The sequence below is a fragment of the Microbacterium sp. MYb66 genome (assembly GCF_002979435.1).
Taxonomy (GTDB): Bacteria; Actinomycetota; Actinomycetes; order Actinomycetales; family Microbacteriaceae; genus Microbacterium.
Window position 1 is genome coordinate 369,709 of the sequence record NZ_PCOV01000003.1, and the last position, 25,169, is coordinate 394,877.

The following is a 25,169-nucleotide window of genomic DNA, read 5'->3' on the forward strand; positions in this document are numbered from 1 at the left end:
CTGCCGTCTGCGTCTGTCGTGTTCGGTCTAGGCGAGTGCGACGACCTCGCCGCCGCGGGCCGCGGAGGCCTGGGCGGCCTTGGCGATCTCGACCGTGCGGATGCCGACACCGGCGTCGGGCTGCGGCTGGCGGCCTTCGCGCACGGCACGGACGAACTCGTCGAGCAGCAGCGCATCGAGCTCCGCGCCGACCGGGCTCCACGTCTCACCGTGGGCATCGTGTCCGGCGACGCCCTGGGCGAAGGGGCTGACCGTGACGGTGCCGCGCTCGGCGACGACCTGCAGCGTGAGACCGCCCCAGGTGGCCGAGCTCATCGGCCAACTCCAGGAGCAGTCGATCGTCGCGACGACGCCGCTCGGGTACTGGATCGTGACGAGTCCGCCGGTCTCGACCGCGAGCTCGCGCTGCGCGTGCAGGATGCTGTTGGAGACGGCGCGGACGGACCGGGCCCGCTCGCCGAGCAGCTCGTCGAGGAGGTCGGCGCAGTGCACGACGTGGTCGACGAGAGCGCCGCCGCCCGCCAGCTCGGGGTCGGTGAACCACGCCCGGTCCTGGGGGAGCTTGCCGTTGTTGATGCCGGTGACGCCGAGGATCCGCCCGAGTCGGCCGCTGCGCAGTTCGGCGATCGCGTCGCGTACGCCGGGCGCGAATCGGACCGGGTAGGCGACCATCAGGATCACGCCGGCCCGCTCGCAGGCCTCCTGCATCGCGATCGCGTCGTCGACCGTGGTGGCCAGCGGCTTCTCGCAGAGCACGTGCACCCCCGCGGCGGCGGCGCGCTCGACGAGGGCACGGTGGCGGGAGTTCTCGGCGGCGATGACGACGGCATCCGGCTTCCACGCGAAGGCCTCGTCGTACGTCTCGACGTAGGCGACGCCGAGCTCCGCGGCCAGCGCGGCACCGCGGGGGGCGTCGTCGGGAGCAGTGGCGCCGTCGGGGTCGGCGGCGATCAGCTCGACCCCCGGCACCTGCTTCAGCGCGTGCACGTAGCTGAGGGCATGCGTGTGCGCGAACGACAGCACGGCGATGCGCAGCGGGGCGGGAACGGTCATCGGACGACCTCCTCGGCGTCGGAAGCGGCGCGTTCACGGACGGCGTCGGGCAGCGCGACGGGGGCGCCCGTGCCGATCGAGGCGTACGCGGCCTCGGCCACGGCGACGGCCTCGATGCCGTCCGAAGGGCTGACCCTGGCATCGCGACCTTCACGCAGGGCAGCGACGAAGTCGGCGATCTCGGAGAAGTACGGGCTCTCCTGCGGCGACATCGGCGGGAGGTAGTCGGTGTCACCGCCGTCGAGCACGGCATCCGTGCGCAGCGCATGGTCTTCGGCGCTGTCGTGGCGCAGGCGTCCCTCGGAGCCTGCGACCTCCACGCTCGTGCGGAACGGCATCCCCGGGGCGACCCAGCTGGCATGCAGATGACTGATGACGCCGTTGCGGTGCGTCAGCACCACGTGAGCGGTGACGGGTGCAGGCACCCGGTCGTCGACGGTCGGCGGGTTCTGCACCGCGAAGACGGTGGCGACGGGCCCGGCGAACCAGATCGCCTGGTCGATGTCGTGGATCATCAGGTCGCGGATCACCCCGCCGCCCGCGCGCTCCGAGAAGAACCAGGGCGTCTGGGGAGCGGAGCCGGCGCGGCTGAACCGCTGCACCGCGAGCGTGCCGATCTGCCCCGCGTCGATGCCGGCCTTGATCTGCGCATACTCGCCCATGTACCGCACGACGTGGGCGGGGAAGAGTCGCACTCCGGCCTCCGCGGCGGCACGGGCGACCGTCTCGGCGGCCTCGACCGTCGCCGCCAGCGGCTTCTCGCAGATGACATCGCGTCCTCGGGCGATGGCGCGCAGCGCGAAGTCGGCGTGCGTGCTGCTCGGGGTCACGATGTCGACGATGTCGACGAGTCCGATCAGGGTGTCGACATCGGCGACGAGCGTGAACCCGTACTCCTCGGCGATCTCCTCGGCTCTGGCGAGCGAGGTCACGTATCCCTCGGCGCCGAGCGCGCGCCAGGCGTCGGCGTGCACGCGCGAGATGCCGCCCGCGCCGATGAGTCCGACCTTCAACGTGCTCACTGCTTCTCCTCGGTGTTCTCGTCCACTCCGGCCGGCTCGTGCGGCAGGGGCGTGATCGGCGGGGCCGGCATGTCCTCGATGCCGTAGATCTCGGCGGCGTGCCGCTGGAACGCGTGCACGACAGCGCCGTGGGCCGCAGCTTCGGCACCCAGACGCGCCTCGGCGAGCGGCACCTGGAACGGCAGGCCGAGGTGACCGGGGAGCGCTGCCCGCAGCGGGTCGAGCAGCTGTTCGTGCGCGGCGGAGAGTCCGCCGCCGATCACGATCATCGCCGGGTCGACCGTCATCGTCAGGGTGGCGATGCCGTGGGCGAGCTCGTCGATGAAGCCGTCGAGCTCCTGCTGGGCGACCGCGTCTCCGCCGCGTGCCTTCGCGAAGACCTCGGCGGCGGTCGGGGCGGTCCGCCACGAGATCTGTCCGGTCTCGGTGTTCAGTCCGCGGAAGGCGAGGCGGCCGATGTCGCCGGCGGCGTTGTGGATGCCGCGGCGCGGACGCCCGCCGAGGATGAGGCCCATCGCGATGCGGTTGCCGACCGAGAGGTAGATGACGTCGTCGACGAGCTGTGCCACGCCGAGGTGGTGCTCGGCGACCGCGGCCAGGCGCACGCCGTTGTCGACGGCGACGGGGCAGCCGAACGCCTGCCGCAGCTGCGAGCCGATGTCGATCCCCGACCACTCGGGGATCACGACCGAGGTGGTCACGCGCCCGGCATCGTCGACGATGCCGGGGAGGGAGACGCCGACCGCGCGCACTTTCGAGGCGGCGATCGAGACGGCCGAGAGGGTGCGGCGCACGTCGTCGATGACGGCCGCGAGCTTGGAGGCCCCGTCGGGGTGTGCGGCGACGCCGGAGTAGTTGCGCTGCGCGATCACGGCCCCGGCCAGGTCGGCCAGCACGACGCGGACGCTCGCGACGCCGATGTCGACACCGACGACGGTCCCGGCGGCGGCGTGGAAGGAGTAGCGCCGTGCGGGTCGCCCGGCACCGCCGCCGTTCTGCACCGGCGCGTCGACGATCATGCCCGACTCGCTCAGCGTGGTCACGGCGTTCTCGACCGAGGTGCGCGAGATCTCGAGCGAACGCGAGAGGTCGTTCACGGTCGCAGGACCGGCATCGCGCAGCTGCAGTGCGGATCGCGCAACGATCGAGAGTGGACTGGTCACGGCCATGTGCTGTCCCTTCTTCTTCTCCGTCGTCGGGTGCGATCAAATTAGCACACCGGATTCTCAGATCAAGGTTTGACGTTCTCGAACTGGAAACACGGCTGAAACAACCGTCTGAGAACTTGTACTTGACGAATTATCCCATTGCAGTGTCATAATGAACCGTACTCAGCACGGTATAAGCAAAGGAGCACCATGCGCGTCAGCAAGATCACCGGCGTCGTCGCGGGAATCGCGGCCGCCACCCTGTTGGCCGGATGTTCGGCCGGCGGAGGCAACACCGCAGAGGGTGAGCAGGACATCACGGTCTGGCTCTACCCGGTCATCGCCGACGAGGCGGTGCACAAGGACTTCTGGGACTCGACGATCGCCGACTTCGAGAAGAAGAACGAGAACATCAACGTCACCTACGAGATCTTCCCGTGGGCGAACCGCGACGAGGCCCTCCAGACGGCGATCGCGGCCGGCAAGGGCCCGGACGTCGTCTACCTGATCCCCGACCAGCTCGCGGCGTACCAGAAGTCGATCGCCCCGCTCAACGATCTGCTGAGCGAAGAGCGTCAGAGCGAGCTGCTGCCGAACGTGAAGACGTCGGTCACGCTCGACGGCGACATCCTCGGCGCCCCGATCCTCACCAGCGCCATGCCGCTCATCTGCAACGCCGCCGCGTTCGAGGCCGCGGGCGTCACGGAGTTCCCCGAGACCTGGGACGACATCACCGCGATGGCCCCCAAGTTCACGGAGAAGGGCATGTACGCCCTCAACTACCCGGCATCCGCCGAGAACACCCTCAACCTCACCTACTACCCGCTGCTCTGGCAGGCCGGTGGCGAGGTCTACACGAAGGACGGCGACGTCGGGTTCGACAGCAAGGCGGGCACGCAGGCGCTCACCTTCCTCACCGACCTGGCGGAGGCGGGAGCCCTCGACCCCGAGGCGCTCACCACCAACGTCCCGCTCGAGCAGACCGCCGTCGCCCAGGGCAAGGTCGGCTGCACGTGGAACAACGCGGTCACCGAAGTCGTGCCCTTCTGGGGCGAGGAGAACGTCAAGGTCCTCGCGCCGCTGACCGAGAAGGAGTCCGTGGCCTACGGCACGGTCGGCTCGCTCTCGGTGCTCAAGGGCTCCAAGGCGCAGGATGCCGCGGCGAAGTTCGCGGAGTACGCGACCGGCGCCGACGTGGTCGAGCCGTACCTCAAGGCGGCCGGGTTCTTCTCGGCGCTCAGCACCACCGAGCCGCTCTACGCGGACGACCCGCTGCTCGGCGAGGTCGAGAAGTACGTCCCCGACACCACGGTCGGCGAGCTCAACGCCTCGTCGCGTGCGCTGATGGGCGTGCTCGCTCCCGAGATCCAGGCGGCCCTCCTCGGGGACAAGTCCCCGGAGGATGCGCTGAAGGACGCCGCGGCAGCTGCGGCACCGCTGATCAAGAAGTAGCAGGATCGGGGGCGTGCGGAGAGACACCGCACGCCCCCGCCCCCTTCCGTCCCCCCACGTGAGGTACCACTGATGACGACGGCAACCACGGCGAAGAGGCCCGCAGGGCGGGTCACGCGGGTGCTCGCACGACGAGAGGCGCGAGTCGCCTTCCTGTTCGTGCTCCCCGCCTTCCTCCTCTTCATCGCCTTCCGCTTCGGTCCGAGCATCGTCGGAGTCGCGCTCAGCTTCTTCGACTACGACATCACCGGCGAGATCGCCTGGCGCGGACTCGACCACTTTCAGCGCATGGTCGCCGACCCGCTGTTCTGGCGGGCGCTGGGCACCACCCTGATCTACACGGTGTTCGCCGTTCCGATCGCGCTCGTGCTCTCCACCGTGATGGCGCTCGGCGTGCGCCGCGCCTTCCGGGGCGCTCGCTTCTTCCGCTCGATCTTCTTCCTCCCCGTCATCACCTCGCTCGTGCTGGCAGGGTCCATCTTCATCTGGATCTTCTCCGCGAACGGTCCGTGGTCGGCGCTGATGACCCCGCTGGGTCTCGGCGGATCCTGGCTGGGCAGCACCGTGCTCGTCATCCCGGCCATCATCGTCGTCGGCGTCTGGTCGCGATTCGGCTACGGGATGATGATCCTCATCGCCGCGCTGCAGGACGTGCCGCGTGAGCTCGAGGAAGCCGCACTGGTCGACGGAGCCAACGCCTGGCAGCGTTTCCGGTACATCATCCTTCCGGTGCTGCGGCCGACGTTCTTCTTCCTCGCGGTCATCGAGACGACCGCCGCCTTCCAGGTCTTCGACGTCATCTACGTGATGACCCAGGGAGGACCGGCGAACGCCAGCTACTCGCTCGTGTACATGCTGTACGACCAGGGCTTCCGCTACTTCGACTACGGCTACGCAGCCGCCATCGGCGTGGCCCTGTTCATCATGACCCTCGTCGTCGCGCTCATCCAGCGCCTAGTGATCGGAAAGCAGAAATGACCGCTCTGTTGCAGCCTCCGACACAGCCGCCGACGCAGTCGCCGGTGATGCCGCCGAAGACGTCGGCCAAGCGGCGCCGCGCCTACCGCGCACTCCAGCCCACCGGCTGGGGGATCGTCGGTCGATGGATCTGGCTGAGCCTCGCCGGCATCCTCAGCTTCTTCCCGTTCTACGCGATGGTCGTGCTGAGCCTGAAGCCCGGCATGGTCGTCGAACTCCCCGGTTCGCTGCTGCCCTTCCAGGACATCTCCTTCGAGGCCTACGAGCAGGTGCTCGCGGGGCAGAACATCCTCGGCTGGCTCGGCAACACCCTCATCTACTCGCTCGTCTCGGTCGTCGCGGTGCTGTTCCTCTCGGCGCTCGCGGGCTACGCCTTCGCCAAGAAGCGCTTCCGCGGCAAAGAGGTCATGTTCTGGTCGTTCCTCGCGATGGTGATGGTGCCGTTCCACGTCACCCTCATCCCGACGTTCATCCTGATGGCGAACCTCGGCGGTGTCGACACGTACTGGGGTCTGATCCTGCCCTCGCTCGCGAACGCCCAGGCCGTGTTCCTGATGCGGCAGTTCATCTCGGGCCTCCCCGACGAGCTGTTCGAGGCCGCCCGCATCGACGGTGCGGGCGAGTTCCGCATCTTCCTGCGGATCGTGCTGCCGCTGTGCAAGCCGATCCTCGCCACCCTCGGCATCTTCGTCTTCCTCTGGCACTGGAACGACTTCCTGTGGCCGCTCATCATCGCGAAGTCCAACGCGATGTTCACACTCACCGTCGGCATCTCGTCGCTGCAGCAGCAGAACGTCCCGCTGAGCACCATGCTCGCCGGATCCGTCGTCGCGCTGCTGCCCATCTTCCTCGCGTACCTCATCGCTCAGCGGTACGTGCAGGAGGGCGTGGCCGGTACGGGCATCAAGGGCTGAGAAGAAGGGAAAGCACCACATGACTCAGCACATCTTCACTTCAGAGGCGGAGCTCGAGGAAGCGCTCGCGACGCCGAGCGCCGGCCTGGTCGACGACCTCGCGCGCGGGGCGGGCGACCTCGTGATCCTCGGCGCAGGCGGCAAGATGGGCCCGACGCTGGCCATGCTCGCGCGCCGCGGCCTGGATGCCGCCGGGCGCCGGGACGACGCCGTGTACGCCGTCTCCCGCTTCGGCGACGCCGCGATCCGCGAGCGCCTCGAGGCCGCGGGCGTGAAGGTCGTCTCGTTCGACCTGATCGAGAACGACGACTTCTCCGCGCTGCCGGATGCTCCGAACGTGGTCTTCATGGTCGGCGCGAAGTTCGGCGCCGCGACCAACGCCTCGTGGGCCTGGGAGGTCAACGCCGCGCTGCCCGACCGCGTCGCCCGTCGCTACCGCGACAGCGCCATCTCCGTGCTCTCCACCGGCAACGTCTATCCGTTCCTGCCCGCCTCGTCGGGCGGGGCATCCGAAGAGGTCCAGCCCGCCCCGATCGGGGAGTACGCCCAGTCGTGCCTCGGGCGCGAGCGCGTCTTCGAGTTCGGCGCGCAGGAGCGCGGCACCAAGGTCGCGATCATCCGCCTCAACTACGCCGTCGACCTGCGTTACGGCGTGCTCGCCGACATCGGCAGCGCCGTGCATGCAGGCCAGCCGGTCTCGGTCGCGACCGCGAACGTCAACGTCATCTGGCAGGGCTACGCGAACGAGGTCGTGCTGCGCAGCCTCGTGCACGCCTCGACCGCCCCGTTCACGATCAACCTCACCGGTCCCGAGCTGCTGAGCGTCGAGTCGATCGCCCGCCGCTTCGGCACCCTCTTCGATCGTGAGGTCGAGATCGTCGACGAGCCCCAGCCCACCGCGCTGCTCAGCGACGCCCGCCGGTGCATGGCCCTGTTCGGCTACCCGGCGGTCTCCGCCGAGACCCTGATCGGCCTGCAGGCCGACTGGATCGAGAACGGGTTGCCGATGATCGCGAAGCCGACCAAGTGGGCCGTCCGGGACGGGAAGTTCTGATGGCGGTTCCCACCCTGCGACCGGAGGCCGCGGCCACCCTCGCCCGCGGTGCGGTGATCCCGGCGCATCCCCTCGCGCTCACCGCCGAGCGGCGCATCGACGAGCGACGCCAGCGCGCGCTCACCCGCTACTACCTCGACGCCGGCGCCGGAGGCATCGCCGTCGGGGTGCACACGACCCAGTTCGAGATCCGCGACCCGGAGCATGCGCTCCTGGAACCCGTGCTCGCCCTCGCCGCCGAGGAGCTGGACGCGCGGGCGAGTGCCGACGTGGTGCGCATCGCCGGCGTCGCCGGCGGCACCGCTCAGGCGGTCGCCGAAGCCGAGCTCGCCCGCGACCTCGGGTACGACGCCGTGCTGGTGAGTCCTCGCGTCGCGGGCGCCGACGAGCGTGCCCTGCTCGAACGCGCCCGCGCCGTGGGTGAGGTGCTGCCGGTGGTGGGCTTCTACTTGCAGACCGCGATCGGCGGGCCCGTGCTCGACCGCGACTTCTGGCGCGAGTTCGCGTCGATCCCGGCCGTCGTCGCGGTCAAGGCCGCGCCATTCGACCGGTACCGCACGCTGGAACTGGTGCGCGGCGTCGCCGCCTCCGGTCGCGCCGACGAGATCGCGCTGTACACCGGCAACGACGACGCGATCGTCGCCGACCTGCTGTCCGAGTTCCACGTGGAGTCACCGGATGGTCCGCGCACCCTGCGCTTCGTCGGCGGGCTCCTCGGCCAGTGGGCGGTCGGCACGCGTGCCGCGGTCGCGCTCCTCGAACGCGCACAGCGCGCGATGGCCGGCGACGCGGAGGCCTACCGCGAGCTGGGACTCGTCGCCAGCGACATGGTCGACGTCAACCAGGCGGTGTTCGACCCGGGCAACGACTTCCACGGCGTGATCGCCGGCGTGCACGAGATGCTCCGCCAGCAGGGCCTGCTCGACGGCACCTGGTGCCTCGACCCCGCAGAGGGTCTCTCGCCGGGCCAGGCCGCGGAGATCGAGCGGGTGCGCCACGCGTATCCCGCCCTGAACGACGACGCCTTCATCGCCGAGAACCTCGAGGCCTGGTTGGCATGAGTGCGGCGATGAGCGCGGGAACCGGAGCGCCGACCGTGGTCGCGGTCGTCTCGCGAGAGCTCTTCGCGGAATTCTTCTCTGCGGAGGATGCCGAGCGGCTGCAGGCTGTGGCCGCTCGACTCGGGGGCTCTTTCGTGCGCGTCGACCGACTCGCGGACGCGGAGCCGGCCGAGGCGCGCATCGTCATCACGAGCTGGGGCGTCGGCCCCTTCGATGCGGCCGTGCTCGCGTCGCTGCCGAAGCTCGAGCTCATCGCGCACACCGGCGCCACGATCAAGCCCTTCGCGACGGATGCGCTGTTCGATCGCGGCATCCGGGTCACCCAGGCCGGCGCAGGCATGGCGCGACCGGTGGCCGAGGTCTCGCTGACGTTCACCCTCGCGCTCCTGCACCGGGTGCCCGAGATGCACAATGCGCTGCGGGCCGGCGACGGCTGGTACGACGCGGATGCCGTCGGCGTGCAGCGCGAGATCCTCGGCACGCCCATCGCCGTGATCGGCGCCTCCCGCACCGGACGCGCGTATCTCGAACTCATCCGTGCGCTCGGAGCAGGGCCGCTGCTGGTCGACCCCACCATCGACGCGGAGGCCGCGGCGGCGCTCGGGGCCGAGCTCGTCGCTCTCGACGACGCCCTCCGGCGTGCGCAGATCGTCGCGGTGCACGCGCCCACGCTGCCGGAGACCCACCATCTGATCGGCCGCCGTGAGCTCGCACTGATGCGCGACGGCGCGGGGCTCGTCAACACGGCACGCTCGTGGCTGGTCGACGAGGCCGCGCTGATCGAGGAGCTGCAGCGCGGCCGCCTCAGCGCCGCGATCGACGTGTTCGACGAGGAGCCGTTCGCCGCGGACAGTCCGTTCCGCTCGCTGCCCGGGGTGCTGGTGACCCCGCACCGCGCGGCGGGCACGAGCCAGGGGCGGCTGCGTCAGGGGCGCATCGTCGCCGACGAGGTCGAAGCCTTCGCCGCGGGGCGACCGCTCGCACACACCGTCGACCGCGCACAGCTGTCTTCGATGGCATGACCGGGTCGCCGCGGGGCCTCGCGTGGGTGCATGCCGTCCAGTTCGTGCGGGAGGAGCCGTGAGCGCGGCGACGATCCGGGTGGCTCGGGCCGGGGACGAGACCGGGCTCACCGCGCTGTGGGCGACGGCCTTCACTCCTCCGCTCACCCCTGAGCAGTGGCTGGTCGATGACGACCGCCTCGCCCACACGCTCGTGGCCGAAGACGACGCGGGCCTCTGCGGCTCGATCCACGGCCTGCCCAAACGGCTGCGCGAATCCGGCGGAGGCATCGCCGACGTGCATGCGATCGGGAGCGTCGCGGTCGCCGAGCGTGCCCGAGGGCGAGGGCTCGCCCGTCGGCTCGTCACCGCGACGCTGGAGGCCGCGAGGGACGCCGACTGGGCTCTGCTGTTCACGGGCACGCCGGAGGTGTACCGCTCCCGCGGGTTCGAGACGTTCTCGATGCCGCGCACGCTGACCGGCCCCTGGCGCGCTCCGGCGGTCGCGGAAGCCGCCGCCGAGCGCAGGTCCGAGCCCGAGGGTCGGGTCGTGCGCGAGACCGTCGGCACCGGGAGCCTCGGATCCGTGCGGGAGACGTACGAGTGCTCCCGCGCGGGACGGGTGGCCCTCGCCCCGGTGCGGAGCGACCGCGACTGGTCGATGGCGGAGGTGCGGATGCGCGGAGCGATGCTGTACCGGCGGATCGAGGGCTCCGCGGTCGTCGGGTACGCGATCGCCCGGGTGCGCGGAGAGGTCGGCATGCTCCTGGAGAGCGCCGTGCTCCCCGATGCCGCCGATGCTGCCGGGGTGCACCGCGACCTGCTCGCCGCGGTCGCCGCGGAGTGGGCAGCCGTCGGGGTGGCCACCTGCGATCTCGCCGTCGCCGCCCTGGCGGACGACGAACGCGCCGCGCAGGAGTTCGCACCCGAGGCGGTGCGGCAGGACGACCGCACCGGCATGATCCGCCCGCTGCGGCGCGCGGCGCGATTGCACGGCATCCGCCACTTCACGGAGGCCGACTACTTCTGAGCATCCGCTCGGAGAACAGCACTGGGGACTGGGGATCGATCGGAGGATGCGGCTCGGCCGGAGGCCGGACGCCTGAGCGCGGCGAAGATGCCGCAAGGAGGATGACCATGACCCAGCTGGAGAACATCGAGACCGAGACCGCGGCCCTGCGCAGCAGGCGCATGCTGCTCGCCGGATTCGGCGCGGCCGCACTGGGCGGGGTGGCTGCCGTCGGCATGCCGACACCCGCGCAGGCCGCGGGCCCTCTCGTGCCGCAGGACTCATCGGGTTCGAAGAACGTCGCCAACGGCGGTACGGCCGCCGAGCTCGCGAAGCGCAAGGGCAAGGAGGGCGACCTCGTGCGCACGACCGGGTACGCGGCGGCCGGAGACGGCGGCGCCGGGCTCTACCGCTTCGTGAAGAAGGACGGTCCCGCGGCGAACGGCGGCACCGTGCTCGCCGGGCCCAAGGGCGGAGCGTGGCTGCTCGTGCACGACGGGGTCGTCGACTTCCGGACCTTCGGGATCCTCGACGCGACCGTGAACGCCGACGACGCCCTCGACGCGATGGTGAACGACGCGAGCATCCATCGCATCGAGGCACGCACCGCCCTCAACTTCGTGCGCCGGCACACGTTCTCCCGCTCGAACATCGCGTTCGACTTCGGCGGTCACCTGATGACGACCGTCGGCATCGAGAACGCCGGCAAGGACGACCCGTTCGCGGCGGTGATGTTCTTCCGCGGCGAGGTCACCGATGCCGTGCAGGAGGCGCGCCTGAACGAGCCCGTGCCCGACCTCGGCGACATCTTCCCCGTCGCCGACTCCTCGTTCTTCGCCGTCGGCGACTGGTACGCGGCCGAGGTGAACGCACTCTCCGGTCGCTGGGAGCGCGAGCTGCAGCGGCTGGTGCAGGTGACGCAGATCGTCGACGGCACGCACATCCGCATCAACTACAAGAACGGCTGGCCGCTCGGCGAGGACCGCACGATGACCTGGCGGCGGGTGGTGCCGGTGCACGACGTGACGGTGTCGAACCTGGCCTTCCTCGGCACCGGGACCGACGAGTACACCGGGTCGCACCCGCTCGCCTTCGAGTACGCGGTGCGCTGCGACGTCGACCACATCGACGGCACGGGCACCTTCTGGCCACTCATCCAGCGTCGGTGGAACACGTACTACTCGACCGTGAGCTGCACGCTCAAGAACCCCACCTCGGTGACCTGGGGCGGCGCCGGCTATCTGACCCAGCAGATCTACTGCCTGTACGGATACGTCGCCAACTGCCACACCGCGAACGCGCGGCACCTGAACGACTTCACCGCGAGCGCCTACTGCCTGGTCGAGAACTGCCACGGTGACGGCGACGACCAGGGTCCGTTCGTCACGCACGGGCAGTACGAGCACGACCTCACGTACACCGGGAACTCGGGGCTCATGACGTTCGCGAACTCCGGGGCGGCGTGGGGATCCGCGGCGAAGCGCATCACGGTGCGCAAACACGTGTGCTCATGGTTCGTCGCGCGCGTGCGCATCACCGACCTGACCCTCGAAGACGTGCAGGTGATCGGCAAGCCCTCGCTCGACGGGTCCGGGATGCTGTGGATCAACGCCGACGGCGCGCAGCTGCGGGGGTGCACGGCATCCGACACCCTCGTGATCACGCAGGCATCCGACAACTCGGCGCGCCCGACCGTGATCGCCGACTCGCACTTCACGTTCGTCGCTCCGGGTGAGCTCACGAACGCCACCGTCAACACCCCGGTGACGTTCGTCGACACCGTGCTCGATCGGGTCGGCGGCATGAAGATCGCGGGCGCCGGGGCGGTCACGTTCCGTGGATCGACGCTCAACGCCGCGGACGACGCGGCGCCCATCGCCTCGTCGTCGGGTCGCCTGCGCTTCGAGGGATCCACACTGCGCAACGCCCGCATCGCGGCGGCGCGGGGCGAACGCCAGGCGGTCGAGATCGCGGGATCGGACGTCGCCCTCAAGGGCGGGGTCGGCGTCGCGCGGACCGGCGACGGCGAGCTGCACGTGACGCTGACCGACAGCACCTTCCGTGCCGAGGAGTCGGCCACGCACGTCTCGCTGACGAAGGGGGCCACCCACTATCGGGCGGTCGGCAACCGCTTCGAGGGCGGGGCGCTGGAGCTGGCGGATGCCGCGTTCGGCGGCTCGTCGACCCTGCTGCACACCGGCAACGTCGAGTCGGGCGTCACGCGCGCGGCCTTCCCCGCCGAGGGCGACCGCGTCGTCGACACCGCCAACCTCGTCGTCTGACCGCCCGCACCCCCGCACGGAGAAGAACCCCCGTCGTGAAGGAGGATCTGCCGATCCTGGTCCTTCACGACGGGAGTTCTCCTTCGGAAGCGGTGCCGGGCTACTCGGGTGTGCGCCGGCGGCGCGGGCTATCCGGGTTCATCAGCGAGTGGCGGCGACCGTAGGCGAAGTACACGACGAGGCCGATCACGAGCCAGACGCCGAAGCGCAGCCAGGTCTCCCAGTGCAGCTGCGAGATGAGGAAGAGCGAGAAGGCGACGCCGACGATCGGGACCACCGGCATGAACGGCAGCCGGAACGTGCGCGGGGCCTCCGGCTTCGTGTACCGGAACACGATGACGGCGATGCACACGACGACGAATGCCGCCAGGATGCCGATGTTCGTCAGGTCGGCGACGGCCCGGATCGGGAAGATGCCCGCGAAGAACGCCGAGCCGATGCCGGCGATCCAGGTCACCCGCTGTGGCACACCGCGGCGGTCGACCTTCGAGAACCACCCGGGGAGCAGTCCGTCGCGGCTCATCGAGAACCACACCCGGGTGGCGCCGAGCAGGAAGGTGAGCATGACCGTGAGGATCGAGAGCACCGCGAACACGGAGATGATCGAGGCGACGACGGGCAGCCCCACGCTGGAGAACGCCGAGGCGAAGCCGGCCTTCGGATCGATGTCCTGGTAGTTCTGCATGCCGGTGAGCACCAGCGTCGCGGCGACGTAGAGGAGCATCGCGATGATGAGCGACAGGATGATCGCCTTGGGCATGTGCTTGCGTCCGTCCTTCGCCTCCTCGGCTGCGGTGCTCATCGCGTCGTAGCCGAACACGGCGAAGAACACCGTCGCCGCTCCCGTGAAGACCGGGCCGAAGCCGGAGGGCATGAACGGGTTGTAGTTGTCGGTGTTGATGTAGAAGACGCCGAGCCCCACGATGAACAGGATCAGCAGGATCTTGATCCCGACCGCGACCAGCTCGAACCGACCGAACGTCTTGGTGCCGCGGCTGAGGAGGAAGGTCACGAGCAGGCAGATGACGATCGCCGGGATGTTCACGAGCCCGCCCGGCTGGTCGAACGTCTCGGTGACCGCGGTCGGCAGGTGGATGCCGAAGCCGGAGAGGAACGCGTCGAGATAGCCGGAGATCCCGATCGCCACGACGGCCACGATGGCCACGTATTCCAGGAGCAGATCCCAGCCGATGAACCAGCCGGTGATCTCGCCGAGGGCGACGTAGCCGTAGCTGTACGCCGATCCGGCGCGGGGGATCATGCCCGCGAACTCCGCGTAGGAGAGCGCGGCGGCCGCCGAGGCCAGCCCGGCGATGAGGAAGGAGATGACGACGGCGGGTCCGACACCGGGGTTCGCGGCGTCGCCGTGCGCGACGAGGCCGGCGAGCGAGAAGATCCCGACTCCGACGATGCCGCCGACGCCGATCGCGGTGAGCTGCCAGAGCCCGAGGGACTTGAAGAGCCCACTGCTCTCCGCCTCCTCCGTCAGATCGCCGACGGGCTTGCGTCGCCAGATGGAGTACGCCGGATTCTTCGGATTCGTTCGGGGCATCCTTGCCTCCCTGAGGTGTCCGCGCGCGGGCGCGCGAAGGTGCGAATGGCTGAGCGGGTTAACCGGTAACACGTTACGCTCGCGTCGGTCGACGCTCAATCAGACTTCTGGCCAGTATTCGGCGGAGATGCGGCCGGGTGCGGGACCGGAGCGGCTCAGTGCGCGGGGATGCCGACGAGTTCGGCGCTGCGCTGCCAGAGGGATTCGGCGAGAGCGGCGTCGTTCACCTGCGGGTTGACCTTCGTGGTGAGCGTGCGCTCGTCGTAGTACGCGCCCGAGAACCAGGTGTCGCCGGGCGTTCCCTCGATGAACCAGCGCAGGGTGGCGCCGCCCTTGTCGGCTCCGATGAGCATGAGGTGCTTGAGCGGGGTGCGATAGAGCAGTCGCATGATGCTCGAGGAGTCCGCGGCGAAGTTCGTGCGCACGGTGCCGGGGTGGAACGCGACCGCGCTCAGTCCACGCGCATGGAACTTCGTGTGCAGGCTCTTGGCGAAGAGCACGTTCGCGAGCTTCGCGTCGCCGTACGCCTTGTTCGGGCTGAAGCGGCGCGCGTTGTCGAGGTCGTCGACGTCGATGTGCCCGAAGAGGCGGTGGCCGATGCTCGAGGTGTTGATGACCGCGCCCTCGGCCTTCCGCAGCTGCGGGAGCAGCAGGTTCGTGAGGAGGAACGGCGCCAGGTGATTGACCTGCATCGTCTTCTCGAACCCGTCGACGGTCGGGGTCTGGTCCCCGAAGATCCCGCCGGCGTTGTTCGCCAGCGTGTGGATGCCGTCGTCGCCGACGGCATCCGCGATCTTCCCGGCGAGAGCACGCACATCGTCGAGGCGGGCGAAGTCGGCGGTGAACCAGTCCGAGCCGGTCTCCTCCGCGATCGCGCGGGTCTTCTCGACCGAGCGGCCGACCAGGAGGAGTCGGTGCGGTGAGCCGGCCAGCTGGCGGGCGGCAGCGGCTCCGATGCCGTCGGATGCTCCGGTGAGGACGATCGTCTGCGCGGGCACGGTGCGGGTCAGTCGGCCGAAGGGGTGATGCGCCGCACGGCTCGGGTCACGTGCTCGGCGATCACGGCCTGCGCTCGATCGGGGTCGCCGCTCGCGATGGCGTCGACGATCTGCTGGTGGCTGCGCACGTGCTCCTCCTGCTCGGCGGGGTCGAGCGCGGCGTTCGCGGCGTGCAGGAAGCCGGTGATGCGCCCACGCAGCTGCCCGCTCAGCTCATCGAGGAATCGGTGCTCGGCGAGGTCGGCGAGCGTCTCGTGGAAGAGGCGGTCCTGGCGGAGCACCTCGTCGATGTCGCCGGGCGCGGCATCCGACATCGCCTGGATGATCGCGCCGAGTCGAGCGGCGGAGTCCTCGTTCCACCGCTCCTGCACGCGGATGGCCATGAACTGCTCGAGCACGATCCGCAGGCTCGAGATCTCCTCGAGGTCCTGGGCGCTCAACTGGGCGACGCGGGCGCCGCGGCGGGGCTCACGGGTGATGAGGCGTTCTTCGGCGAGGCGGGTCAGCGCCTCGCGTACCGGGATGTGACTGACGCCGAGGCGGTCGGCGAGCTTGCGTTCGACGAGGCGCTCGCCGGGAGCGAGTTCGCCGGAGTGGATGGCGGCGCGCAGCTCGTCCGTGACCTGTTCGGCGATGTTCTGATCCGAGACGCTGCGCACCGTGGCTCTCCTGTCTGTGCCGGAAGCCGCGAGCGGCTCTCGGACGAGTTCCTGCATCGACCGATGCTATGGCAGATTCGTCGCGGCGGCGGGATGACGGTCCGGAGAGCGTAACGAGAACGTAACCGCATCCGATCGATTCGCACTAGACGAGGCGTCCGTTTTGCTACATGCTATAGCGAAACCCTTCCCGACCCGAACGCATCACCCGACACCTGGAGGCACCCATGTCGCGTCGTCGTGTATTGCTCGGCGGAGCAGCGCTGCTCACCGCCGCGCTCCTCACCGCTGGCTGCAGCAGCACCCCATCCGGCTCGGATGGCCAGGCGCAGGACGGCGGCACCCTGACCGTCGCCGCGGCGCAGGGCATCCCGCAGCTCAACCCGGCCATCCGCACCTTCGCCTGGGAGGAGGTGCTGTTCCCACTCCTGTGGAACGGTCTGACCAAGACCGACGAGTCCGGCGAGATCGTGGGCGACCTCGCCGAGAAGTGGGAGACCTCCGAGGACCAGAAGACCTGGACCTTCACCCTGCGTGACGGCGTCACCTTCTCGAACGGCGACCCCTTCACGGCGGAGGATGCGGTGGCCTCGTTCGAGTACTACCTCGACCCCGAGACTGCGACGCAGGAGAAGAACAAGATCGACATGATCACGGATGTCACGGCATCCGATGACAAGACCGTCGTGGTCACCCTGTCCGAGCCGATCGCGACCTTCGCCGCCGGTATCGTCTGGGTCAAGATGCTCGACGTCGACGCGCTCGACACGATCGACAAGGAGCCGATCGGAACCGGCCCCTACATCGTCGACAAGTTCACGCCCGACGACAGCCTGACCCTGGTCCCGAACCCCGAGTACTTCGGCGACGAGCCCGCACTCGGCGAGATCACCATCGTCAAGGCCGCCGAGTCCACCGCCGCCGTCACCGGTCTGCGCTCCGGCGACATCGATGTGCTGTGGTCGGTGCCCCAGGGTGATGTCGCAGGCCTCGAGGGCGGTGGCGACATCGCGCTCGTCAAGCCGGAGAACCCGAGCCAGTGGCCGTCGTGGGAGGTCGACACCCAATCGGCGCCCTTCGACGACGTGCGTGCGCGGCAGGCGCTCGCCTATGCGACCGACCGCGAGGCCATCCTCGAAGCCGCGTACTACGGGCAGGGCACGGTCTCGCCCACGAACAACGCGCTCGGCGAGGTGAACCCCTGGTTCGGCGGCGACCTGACCGACTACTCGTACGACCTCGAGAAGGCGAAGGAACTCTTCGCCGAGGCCGGCGTCACCGAGGGCAGCACGCTCACCTGGTGGGGCGTCGCGGGGCAGTACCCGGAGTGGAACACGAGCGGCGAGATCCTGCAGGCGAGCCTGAAGGAGATCGGCATCACCCTCAAGATCGACAACAACGACATCGGAACCTGGGTCGACTCGTTCTACCCGGCGGGCAAGAGCTTCCCCGGGTACATCGTGCCGAACTTCCAGTCCACGCCCCCGGAGCCCGCGTACTCGCTGAACTTCTACCTCGAGGGCCGCTGCGAGTGCAACTGGGTCGACCCCGACTTCCAGACCGCGTTCGCCGACGCCGTGGCCGAGCCCGACGAGGCCGCGCGCGCCGAGAAGTGGAGCACGGTGCAGACGATCATCAACCAGCAGGTTCCGCTGATCGTCCCGCTGCAGTCCACGGTCGTCACCGCGACCAGCACCGGCGTCACCGGGGTCTGGGTCGAGGGCGGCGGACAGCTTCACCTCGAGAACGCGCAGCTCAAGGACTGACGTGGCCCTGTCCATCCTCCGGCGGGTGGCGATCAGCATCGCGATGCTGATCGCCACCTCGCTTCTCGTGTTCGTCGTGCTCCGGCTGCTCCCGGGCGACCCCGTGATCACCCGCCTCGGCTCGACGCCGGGCGTGGATGCCGAGATGCTCCAGCGCCTCCGCGAGGAGGCCGGCCTCGACGCCCCCATCATCGAGCAGTACCTGCGCTGGATCGGCGGTGTCTTCACCGGCGACTTCGGACAGTCGTACTTCAACCAGTACTCGGTGTCCGAACTCATCGCGCAGCGGCTTCCCGCCACGCTCGAACTCACCCTCATCGGCATCGTGCTGGCCGTGCTCATCGCCACGCCCGCCGCGGTGATCGCGTCGCTGCGCCCGCTCGGTGCGGTCGACCGCGTGCTGACCGCGATCTCCACCGCAGGCATGGCGCTGCCGCAGTTCCTGATCGGCATCGTGCTGATCGTGGTCTTCGCCGTGCAGCTCAAGGTGCTGCCCGCCCGCGGCTACACGCCGTTCAGCGAAGACCCGGCGGACAACCTCGTGCGGATGATCCTCCCCGCCCTCACCCTCGCCTTCGCCGCGGCTCCGCTGCTGATGCGGTTCCTTCGGGCCTCGATGGTCGAGGTGCTCGACGCCCCCTACATCCGCACCGCCCGCGGCAAGGGTCAGTCGGCGAGCGGGGTCGTGATCGGCCACGCGCTGCGCAACGCGCTGATCCCCGGGCTCACGATGCTCGGCCTCATCGTCGGCTATACGCTCGGCGGCGTCGTGATCGTGGAGTACGTGTTCGGGGTCCCCGGGCTCGGCTCGCTCGCGATCGATGCCGTGTTCAAGCGCGACTACGCGGTGCTGCAGTCGGTCGTGCTGCTGATCTCCGCGATGTTCATCCTCACGACGCTCATCGTCGACCTCCTCTACGGAGTGCTCGACCCGCGTCTTCGTGCAAGGAGCAGCCGTGGCTGACACCCTCACACTCGCTCTGCGCTCCACGCGGCCGCGCCGCCGGCTCGCGCTCGCGTCGTGGATCCCGCTGGCCCTCCTCGCCGTGATCGTGCTGGCCTGCGTGCTGGCGCCGCTCATCGCCCCGTACGACCCCTCGGCGCAGTCGCCCGACCGGTTCGCCGGGCCCTCGGCCGCCCACCTGTTCGGCACCGATGAGCTCGGCCGCGACCTGTTCAGCCGCGTGCTCTACGGCGGACAGCTGACGATCTTCATCGCGGGCGGCGCGACCCTGGTCGCCATGGTGCTCGGAATCGCCTGGGGGATGGCGGCGGCGTTCGCCCGCGGCATCCTCGATGAGATCCTGATGCGCCTGGCCGACACGGTGATGGCGATCCCGCAGATCCTCTTCGCGCTCGTGTTCATCTCGGCGTTCGGGGCCGATCCGGTCAAGCTGGCCGTGATCATCGGCATCCTGCTCACTCCGACCACGGCGCGACTGGTTCGCTCCTCGGTCCTGAGCGAGCTGCAGGAGGACTACTTCACGGCCGCGGTCGCCTTCGGGTCGAAGCGCAGCCGGCTGTTGTTCGCCGAGGTGCTGCCGAACGCCCGCGGGCCGATCGTGGTGCAGGCCGCCATCAACGCCGCCAACGCGATCCTGCTCGAGGCCTCGATGAGCTTCGTCGGACTCGGCATCGCGCCGCCCGAGGCGACCTGGGGCACGCTCGTGCAGCAGGGCTACCAGAAGATGTACCAGTCGATCGGGTACGTGCTGTTCCCCGCGCTGTTCATCTTCGTCACCATCTGGCTGCTCAACGTGCTCGCCGATCAGTTCGGCGGCGATCGGAAGGGGAAGGGCCGATGACGGATGCCACGCCCGTCCTGCAGGTGCAGGACCTCACCGTCTCCTACGGCGACGCGATGCCGGTCAAGGGCATCTCGTTCTCGGTGCGCCCCGGCGAGCGGATCGGTCTGGTCGGCGAGTCCGGCTCGGGCAAGTCGCTCACGGCGCTGTCGATCATGCGCCTCAACGACGGCGCGAAGCTCGGCGGCAGCATCCGCCTGCGCGATCGGGAGCTGCTCACGCTCAGCAAGCGCGAGATGACCCGCGTGCGCGGCGGGGAGATCGCGATGGTCTACCAGGACCCGATGTCGTCGCTCAACCCCGTGCGCACCATCGGGCACCAGCTCGTCGAGGCGATCCGCCTGCACGACCGGGTCTCGAAGGAGGCGGCCCGCGCCAGAACCGTCGAGCTGCTGACCGAGGTCGGCGTGCCGCTTCCCGAGGAGCGCCTGGCCCAGTATCCGCACGAGTTCTCGGGCGGCATGCGCCAGCGCGTCATGATCGCGATGGCCATGTCGTCACGGCCGGCGGTGCTGATCGCCGACGAGCCGACCACCGCTCTCGACGTCACGACGCAGTCGCGCATCATCGATCTGCTCGACCGTCTGGCCGATGAGCACGGCACCGCGGTCGTGCTCATCACGCATGACCTCGGCGTCGCGGCCGGCTTCTGCGAGCGCATCCACGTGATGCGGCACGGCCGGGTGATCGAGGAGGCTCCGGTCGACAGGCTCTACGCCGAGCCGGAGCATCCGTACACGAAGGCGCTGCTCGGCGCCGTGGTCGACCTCACGATCGATGTGCACGAGCCGATCCGCACCGCGGCCGAGGTTCTCGAACGCGGCACCGAGCCGGTCGTCGAGGCGGGCTCGATCAGCGCCGTCGACCGCGCCCGGGAATCGGGAGACGTGCTGGTCGACGTGCAGGGCGTGTCGAAGGTGTTCACGCTCGGCTCCGGCCGACGGGTGACCGCGGTCGACGACGTGTCGTTCCAGATCCACCGCGGCGAGACCGTGGGGCTCGTGGGAGAGTCGGGCTCGGGCAAGTCGACCGTGTCGAAGGCCGTGCTCGCGCTCGGCGGGATCGATGCCGGAGCCGTGGTGTTCGACGGGCATCGCCCGCACGAGATGCGCGGGGAGGAGCTGCGGCACCTGCGGCGGCGGATGCAGATGGTGTTCCAGGATCCGTTCTCCGCACTGAACCGTCGCCAGACCGTCACGCAGATCATCGAGGCGCCGCTGCTCGCGCACGGCATCGGCAACCGGGCGACCCGTGCCGAGAAGGTGCGCGAGGCCATGCACCGCGTGCGGCTGGACGAGGAGTTCGCCCACCGGCTGCCGCGCTCGATGTCGGGCGGCCAGTGCCAGCGCGTGTCGATCGCACGGTCGCTGGTGCTCGAGCCCGAGTTCCTCGTGCTCGACGAGTCGGTGTCGGCGCTCGACGTGTCGATCCAGGCGCAGGTGCTCAACCTGCTGCGCGAGCTGCAGGCAGAGCTCGGGCTCACGTACCTCTTCATCAGTCACGACCTCGCCGTCATCCGGTACATGTCGTCGACGGTGGCCGTGATGCAGCAGGGACGGATCGTGGAGATCGGCGCCCGCGACGCCCTGTTCGCGAACCCCCAGCACGAATACACCCGAGGGCTCATGGCCGCGATCCCGGTGGCCGACCCGGTGCTGGAGCGTCGCCGACGGGCGGAGGCCGCCGCGCTCTGGCAGGCTCAGGGAGTGGGCACGGGTGTGATTCCGGCCGGCGTGGGAGGGAAGACACGATGACGAAGACCGCCACCGCGATCGGCGATCGCATCCGCATCCCCCGCACCCGGGCGCGCATCGGCGTCGCCCGGCGCGACATCACCCCGCCCGCCGGCATCCGCGCCAAGAACTGGGGACCCGCCGACTGGGAGCGCTCCGAGGGCGCGCACCGACCGTTCGAGCTCACCGCACTCGCCGTGATCGCGGCCGACGATCGCCCGCGCGTGCTGCTCGCGGTCGACGGCACCTGGTGGCGTCGCGTCGCCGACGAGCAAGGGGTGCGCGGAGCGATCCTCTCCGGCCTCGGGCTCGACCCCGACCAGCTGATGCTCTCGCTCTCGCACACTCACGCCGGTGCCGTGCTCTGCGCGGCCGACGCGCACCTCCCGGGCGGAGAGCTGATCCCCGGATACCTCGAGGCGCTCGCCGCAGCGGGCATCTCGGCAGGGCGGGAGGCCCTCGACCGCGCCGTTCCCGGACTCATCGAGTGGACGAGCGGCCGCTGCACGCTGGCGGCCGATCGCGAGCTCGACGTCGACGGTCGTGCGCTGGTGGGCTACAACCCCGCGGGCGAGGCCGACGACACCGTCACGATCGGCCGGCTCAGCGTCGACGGAGCGGTGCGCGCGACGCTCGTCAACTACGCGTGCCACCCGACGACGCTCGCCTGGCAGAACCGCGAGGTGTCGCCGGACTACGTCGGTGCGATGCGCGAGATCGTCGAGGCCGCCACGGATGCGCCGTGCCTGTTCGTGCAGGGGGCGTCGGGCGAGCTGGCCCCGCGGGAGCAGTACACCGGCGAGGTCGCGGTCGCCGACCGTCACGGACGCTCGCTCGGTCACGCGGTGCTCGCCGCCCTCGACTCGCTGCCCGCTCCGGGCGAGGAGCTGACCCTCGAGGGCGTCGTGGAGTCGGGCGCTCCGCTGGCGATCTGGGCCGGGCGCCCCGTCTCGGGCGGGGAGGGGGCGGCGGCATCGCAGACCGCGGTGGAGCTGCCGCTGCGCGACCTCCCGACGCTCGACGAGCTCGCCGAGGAGTGGAAGGACATCGACCCGCGCTCGCGCGAGGAACGCCTCGGTCGCGCGCGCAATCTGCGCGACGGGTACATCGACGGGCCGACGGTGCAGCATCCGGTCTGGGCCTGGCGGCTCGGGGATGCCGTGATCGTCGGGCATCCGGGCGAGGCGTACTCGCGTCTGCAGACCACGCTGCGGGCCCGCTTCCCGGAGACGCCGATCGTCGTGATGAACCTCACGAACGGTCCCGGCTTCGTGTACCTGCCCACCCGCGACGCGTACGACCGCGGGGCGTACCAGGCCTGGCAGACGCCGCTGGCTCCCGGCGCGCTCGACCTGCTCGAGGAGCACATCGTCGAGGTCGTCGGGGACCTTCTCCGGGGCTGACCGCGCGTCCGGCTCTGCGAGCCGGCCGGTCTAGTGCAGAACCTTGGACAGGAAGGCGCGCGTCCGGTCTTCGGCTGGATGATCGAACAGCTGACCGGGAGGGGCGGATTCGACGATCTTGCCCTGCTCGAAGAAGATCACCTCATCCGCGACCTCTCGCGCGAAGCCCATCTCATGGGTGACGACCACCATCGTCATTCCGGTCACCACGAGTTGCTTCATGACATCGAGCACCTCGCGCACCATCTCCGGGTCCAGAGCGCTCGTCGGCTCGTCGAACAGCATCACGTGCGGCTGCATCGCCAGCGCGCGGGCGATCGCCACGCGCTGTTGCTGTCCACCGGAGAGGCTGGAGGGGTAGGCGTCGACCTTCTCGGCGAGACCGACCTGATCGAGCAATGCTCGTGTCCGGTCGCGGGCCTCGGCCTTGGAGACCCCCGCGACCATCATGGGGGCGATCGTGATGTTCTCGGCGACCGTGAGGTGCGGGAAGAGGTTGAAGCGCTGGAACACCATTCCCATCCGCTGACGGACCCGGTCGACGTTCGCGCCCTTCGCGAGGATGTCCTCGCCTTCGATCGTGAGGGAACCGGACGTCGGCTCCTCCAGCAGATTGAGGCAGCGAAGGACGGTGCTCTTCCCGGAGCCTGAAGGACCGATGATGCACTTGACCGTCGATTTCTCGACATCGAGGTCGACCCCGCGGATGACTTCGTTCTCCCCGAAGGACTTTCGCAGGTCGCGGACCTGGATCATGGTGGTCATCGGCTGGCCCCGAACTTCTTCTCGACGACTCGAGAGAGTCGATACAGCGTGTAGGTGAGGATGAAATAGATGAGGGCGACGAGGGTCAGGATCTCGAACGCGCGATAGTTCACCGCGTAGATGCTCTGTCCGCGCTGCGTGAGTTCCGCCACCCCGATGACGGCCAGCAGAGACGTGTCCTTCACGCCCATGATGAACTGATTCATCATGGGCGGGATCATGCTGCGAGTCGCCTGCGGGATGATGATCTTCCTCATCGTCTGGAACTGCGTCATCCCCAGCGATCGGCCTGCTTCGGTCTGGCCCTTGTCGACCGATTCGATGCCGGCCCGGAAGACCTCCGACACGTAGGCGCCGATGTGGAAGCTGATCGCGATGATCCCCGCGACGATCGGCGAGAGCTTCACATTCATCACCGCGGGGATGCCGAAGTAGATGAAGAGAATCTGCACGAGGAGCGGTGTGCCTCGGATGAGGTTCACGTAGAACCGGGCAGGGCCGTAGAGCCAGACGCGCTTGGAGAGCGTCATGAGTCCGCTGATGAGACCGATGACCGTGGCAAGTGCGAGGGAGACGACCGCCAGGTAGATCGTGAGCCCCAAGCCCTGCATCAGCAGCGGGAGCGCATCGATCATGACTTGCAAGAACTCGGGCATGATTCCTCTTCATTGAGCGTTCAGCGGATGCGGTGCGGTGGGACGAGCGAGGCCACGGCACCGCATCCGCCTCGGAGAACTAGCTTTCGGGCAGGTACTTCGCGCGAAGCTCGTCGTAGGTGCCGTCGTCCTTGATCTTCTTCAGCCCGGCGTTCAAGCGCTCCACGAGTGCGTCGTTCCCCTTCGGGATGGCGATGGCGGTGGGCGCGGATTCGATGGGGTCCCCGAGCATCTCGATGCTGGGGCTCTCGCCGTCGGTGGCGATGCGGTACTGGATCGCCGAGGTGTCGATCACCAGCGCATCGGCCTGACCGGAGGTCACCGCGAGATAGAGCGCATCGCTCGAGGCGAGGGTCTGGACCGTCGCACCGTATTCGTCGGCGACCTTCTGAGCGGCGACGTTGCCGCTGGTGCCCTGGGTCGACACGATCGTCTTGCCGGCGAGATCCTCGAGCGACTGGATGTCGCTGCCGGCCTTGACCGCGATGGCCTGACCGTCGTTGTAGTACGGATCGCTGAAGTCGACGACGGCCTTGCGTTCCTCGTTGACGGAGATGTCCGAGACGGCGAGGTCGATCTGGCCGGACTGCAAGGCAGGGATCAGGCCGTCGAACCCCATCACGACCCACTCGCCTTCGAGGCCCTCTGCGTCGAGGATGGCGTTCACGAGCTCGATGTCGAATCCGGTGAGCTCGCCGTCTTCGACGTACTCGAACGGCGGGAAGTTGTTGATGACGCCCATCTTCAGGGGCTGTGCGATGTCGCCCTCCCCGCCGCCCTCGGCGTCGGTCGCACCGCAGGCGGAGAGAGCGAGGATCACGGTGGCTGCGGCGACGGTGCCCAGCACTGACTTCATCT

22 protein-coding genes are annotated in these 25,169 nt (G+C 69.3%); 13 read left to right on the forward strand and 9 right to left on the reverse strand.

Annotated features, from left to right (window positions below; all coding sequences use genetic code 11):
* Positions 1–27: 27 nt before the first annotated feature.
* From CQ045_RS09030 to CQ045_RS09040, 3 genes are read right to left on the reverse strand one after another with little or no spacing between them, the layout of a single operon-like run.
* Positions 28–1,053 carry a Gfo/Idh/MocA family protein gene (locus CQ045_RS09030; RefSeq protein WP_105722851.1) on the reverse strand — a complete coding sequence of 342 codons (1,026 nt, stop codon included), beginning with the start codon at positions 1,051–1,053 and terminating at the stop codon, positions 28–30.
* Positions 1,050–2,075 (reverse strand): Gfo/Idh/MocA family protein, encoded by a 1,026-nt coding sequence (locus tag CQ045_RS09035; protein WP_105722853.1) that lies wholly within the window; start codon positions 2,073–2,075, stop codon positions 1,050–1,052. Before CQ045_RS09035 ends, CQ045_RS09030 begins: the two co-directional genes overlap by 4 nt.
* Positions 2,072–3,244: an ROK family transcriptional regulator gene (locus CQ045_RS09040; protein ID WP_105722855.1), complete on the reverse strand. Its 1,173-nt coding sequence runs from the start codon at positions 3,242–3,244 to the stop codon at positions 2,072–2,074. Before CQ045_RS09040 ends, CQ045_RS09035 begins: the two co-directional genes overlap by 4 nt.
* A 189-nt stretch (positions 3,245–3,433) precedes the next feature.
* Between CQ045_RS09040 and CQ045_RS09045 the strand changes: the two genes are divergently transcribed.
* The 8 genes from CQ045_RS09045 to CQ045_RS09080 all read left to right on the forward strand — a co-directional run bounded on the left by CQ045_RS09045 (position 3,434) and on the right by CQ045_RS09080 (position 12,974).
* Positions 3,434–4,675 (forward strand): ABC transporter substrate-binding protein, encoded by a 1,242-nt coding sequence (locus CQ045_RS09045; protein WP_105722857.1) that lies wholly within the window; start codon positions 3,434–3,436, stop codon positions 4,673–4,675.
* Between the two features lie 72 nt (positions 4,676–4,747).
* A complete protein-coding gene (locus tag CQ045_RS09050) occupies positions 4,748–5,653 on the forward strand; it encodes a carbohydrate ABC transporter permease (RefSeq protein WP_105722859.1) in 906 nt (301 codons plus the stop codon).
* Positions 5,650–6,567: a carbohydrate ABC transporter permease gene (locus CQ045_RS09055; protein WP_105722861.1), complete on the forward strand. Its 918-nt coding sequence runs from the start codon at positions 5,650–5,652 to the stop codon at positions 6,565–6,567. Before CQ045_RS09050 ends, CQ045_RS09055 begins: the two co-directional genes overlap by 4 nt.
* Before the next feature lie 19 nt (positions 6,568–6,586).
* On the forward strand, positions 6,587–7,621 hold the full coding sequence (locus CQ045_RS09060) for an NAD(P)-dependent oxidoreductase (RefSeq protein WP_105722863.1): 1,035 nt from the start codon (positions 6,587–6,589) through the stop codon (positions 7,619–7,621).
* Positions 7,621–8,682 (forward strand): dihydrodipicolinate synthase family protein, encoded by a 1,062-nt coding sequence (locus tag CQ045_RS09065; RefSeq protein WP_105722865.1) that lies wholly within the window; start codon positions 7,621–7,623, stop codon positions 8,680–8,682. Before CQ045_RS09060 ends, CQ045_RS09065 begins: the two co-directional genes overlap by 1 nt.
* Positions 8,683–8,690: 8 nt before the next feature.
* Complete coding sequence (locus CQ045_RS09070) at positions 8,691–9,704, forward strand: hydroxyacid dehydrogenase (RefSeq protein ID WP_105723229.1); 1,014 nt, start codon at positions 8,691–8,693, stop codon at positions 9,702–9,704.
* A gap of 58 nt (positions 9,705–9,762) precedes the next feature.
* Complete coding sequence (locus CQ045_RS09075) at positions 9,763–10,713, forward strand: GNAT family N-acetyltransferase (protein WP_105722867.1); 951 nt, start codon at positions 9,763–9,765, stop codon at positions 10,711–10,713.
* Between the two features lie 107 nt (positions 10,714–10,820).
* Entirely contained in the window at positions 10,821–12,974 is a 2,154-nt protein-coding gene (locus CQ045_RS09080) for a peptidase C14 (protein WP_105722869.1), read from the forward strand.
* 100 nt (positions 12,975–13,074) lie between these two features.
* Here CQ045_RS09080 and CQ045_RS09085 read toward each other — a convergent pair whose 3' ends face one another.
* From CQ045_RS09085 to CQ045_RS09095, 3 genes are all read right to left on the reverse strand, one after another.
* Positions 13,075–14,526 carry an APC family permease gene (locus CQ045_RS09085; protein WP_105722871.1) on the reverse strand — a complete coding sequence of 484 codons (1,452 nt, stop codon included), beginning with the start codon at positions 14,524–14,526 and terminating at the stop codon, positions 13,075–13,077.
* A gap of 155 nt (positions 14,527–14,681) precedes the next feature.
* On the reverse strand, positions 14,682–15,524 hold the full coding sequence (locus CQ045_RS09090; RefSeq protein WP_105722873.1) for an SDR family NAD(P)-dependent oxidoreductase: 843 nt from the start codon (positions 15,522–15,524) through the stop codon (positions 14,682–14,684).
* Positions 15,525–15,532: 8 nt separating this feature from the next.
* Positions 15,533–16,240 (reverse strand): GntR family transcriptional regulator, encoded by a 708-nt coding sequence (locus tag CQ045_RS09095; protein WP_258131010.1) that lies wholly within the window; start codon positions 16,238–16,240, stop codon positions 15,533–15,535.
* Between the two features lie 170 nt (positions 16,241–16,410).
* Between CQ045_RS09095 and CQ045_RS09100 the strand changes: the two genes are divergently transcribed.
* The 5 genes from CQ045_RS09100 to CQ045_RS09120 are packed head-to-tail and all read left to right on the forward strand — an operon-like array spanning position 16,411 to position 22,890.
* Positions 16,411–17,949 carry an ABC transporter substrate-binding protein gene (locus CQ045_RS09100; protein WP_105722875.1) on the forward strand — a complete coding sequence of 513 codons (1,539 nt, stop codon included), beginning with the start codon at positions 16,411–16,413 and terminating at the stop codon, positions 17,947–17,949.
* A gap of 1 nt (position 17,950) precedes the next feature.
* Complete coding sequence (locus CQ045_RS09105) at positions 17,951–18,913, forward strand: ABC transporter permease (protein WP_105722877.1); 963 nt, start codon at positions 17,951–17,953, stop codon at positions 18,911–18,913.
* On the forward strand, positions 18,906–19,754 hold the full coding sequence (locus tag CQ045_RS09110; RefSeq protein ID WP_219844403.1) for an ABC transporter permease: 849 nt from the start codon (positions 18,906–18,908) through the stop codon (positions 19,752–19,754). The genes CQ045_RS09105 and CQ045_RS09110 overlap by 8 nt, the downstream gene beginning before the upstream one ends.
* Positions 19,751–21,508, forward strand: coding sequence for an ABC transporter ATP-binding protein (locus tag CQ045_RS09115; protein ID WP_105722881.1), 1,758 nt, complete (start codon positions 19,751–19,753; stop codon positions 21,506–21,508). Before CQ045_RS09110 ends, CQ045_RS09115 begins: the two co-directional genes overlap by 4 nt.
* Positions 21,505–22,890, forward strand: coding sequence for a hypothetical protein (locus tag CQ045_RS09120; protein ID WP_105722883.1), 1,386 nt, complete (start codon positions 21,505–21,507; stop codon positions 22,888–22,890). The genes CQ045_RS09115 and CQ045_RS09120 overlap by 4 nt, the downstream gene beginning before the upstream one ends.
* A 30-nt stretch (positions 22,891–22,920) precedes the next feature.
* Here CQ045_RS09120 and CQ045_RS09125 read toward each other — a convergent pair whose 3' ends face one another.
* From CQ045_RS09125 to CQ045_RS09135, 3 genes are all read right to left on the reverse strand, one after another.
* Positions 22,921–23,655, reverse strand: coding sequence for an amino acid ABC transporter ATP-binding protein (locus CQ045_RS09125; protein WP_308737014.1), 735 nt, complete (start codon positions 23,653–23,655; stop codon positions 22,921–22,923).
* Positions 23,652–24,311 (reverse strand): amino acid ABC transporter permease, encoded by a 660-nt coding sequence (locus CQ045_RS09130; protein WP_105722885.1) that lies wholly within the window; start codon positions 24,309–24,311, stop codon positions 23,652–23,654. Before CQ045_RS09130 ends, CQ045_RS09125 begins: the two co-directional genes overlap by 4 nt.
* A 79-nt stretch (positions 24,312–24,390) precedes the next feature.
* Entirely contained in the window at positions 24,391–25,167 is a 777-nt protein-coding gene (locus CQ045_RS09135) for a basic amino acid ABC transporter substrate-binding protein (protein ID WP_219844404.1), read from the reverse strand.
* Positions 25,168–25,169: the final 2 nt, after the last annotated feature.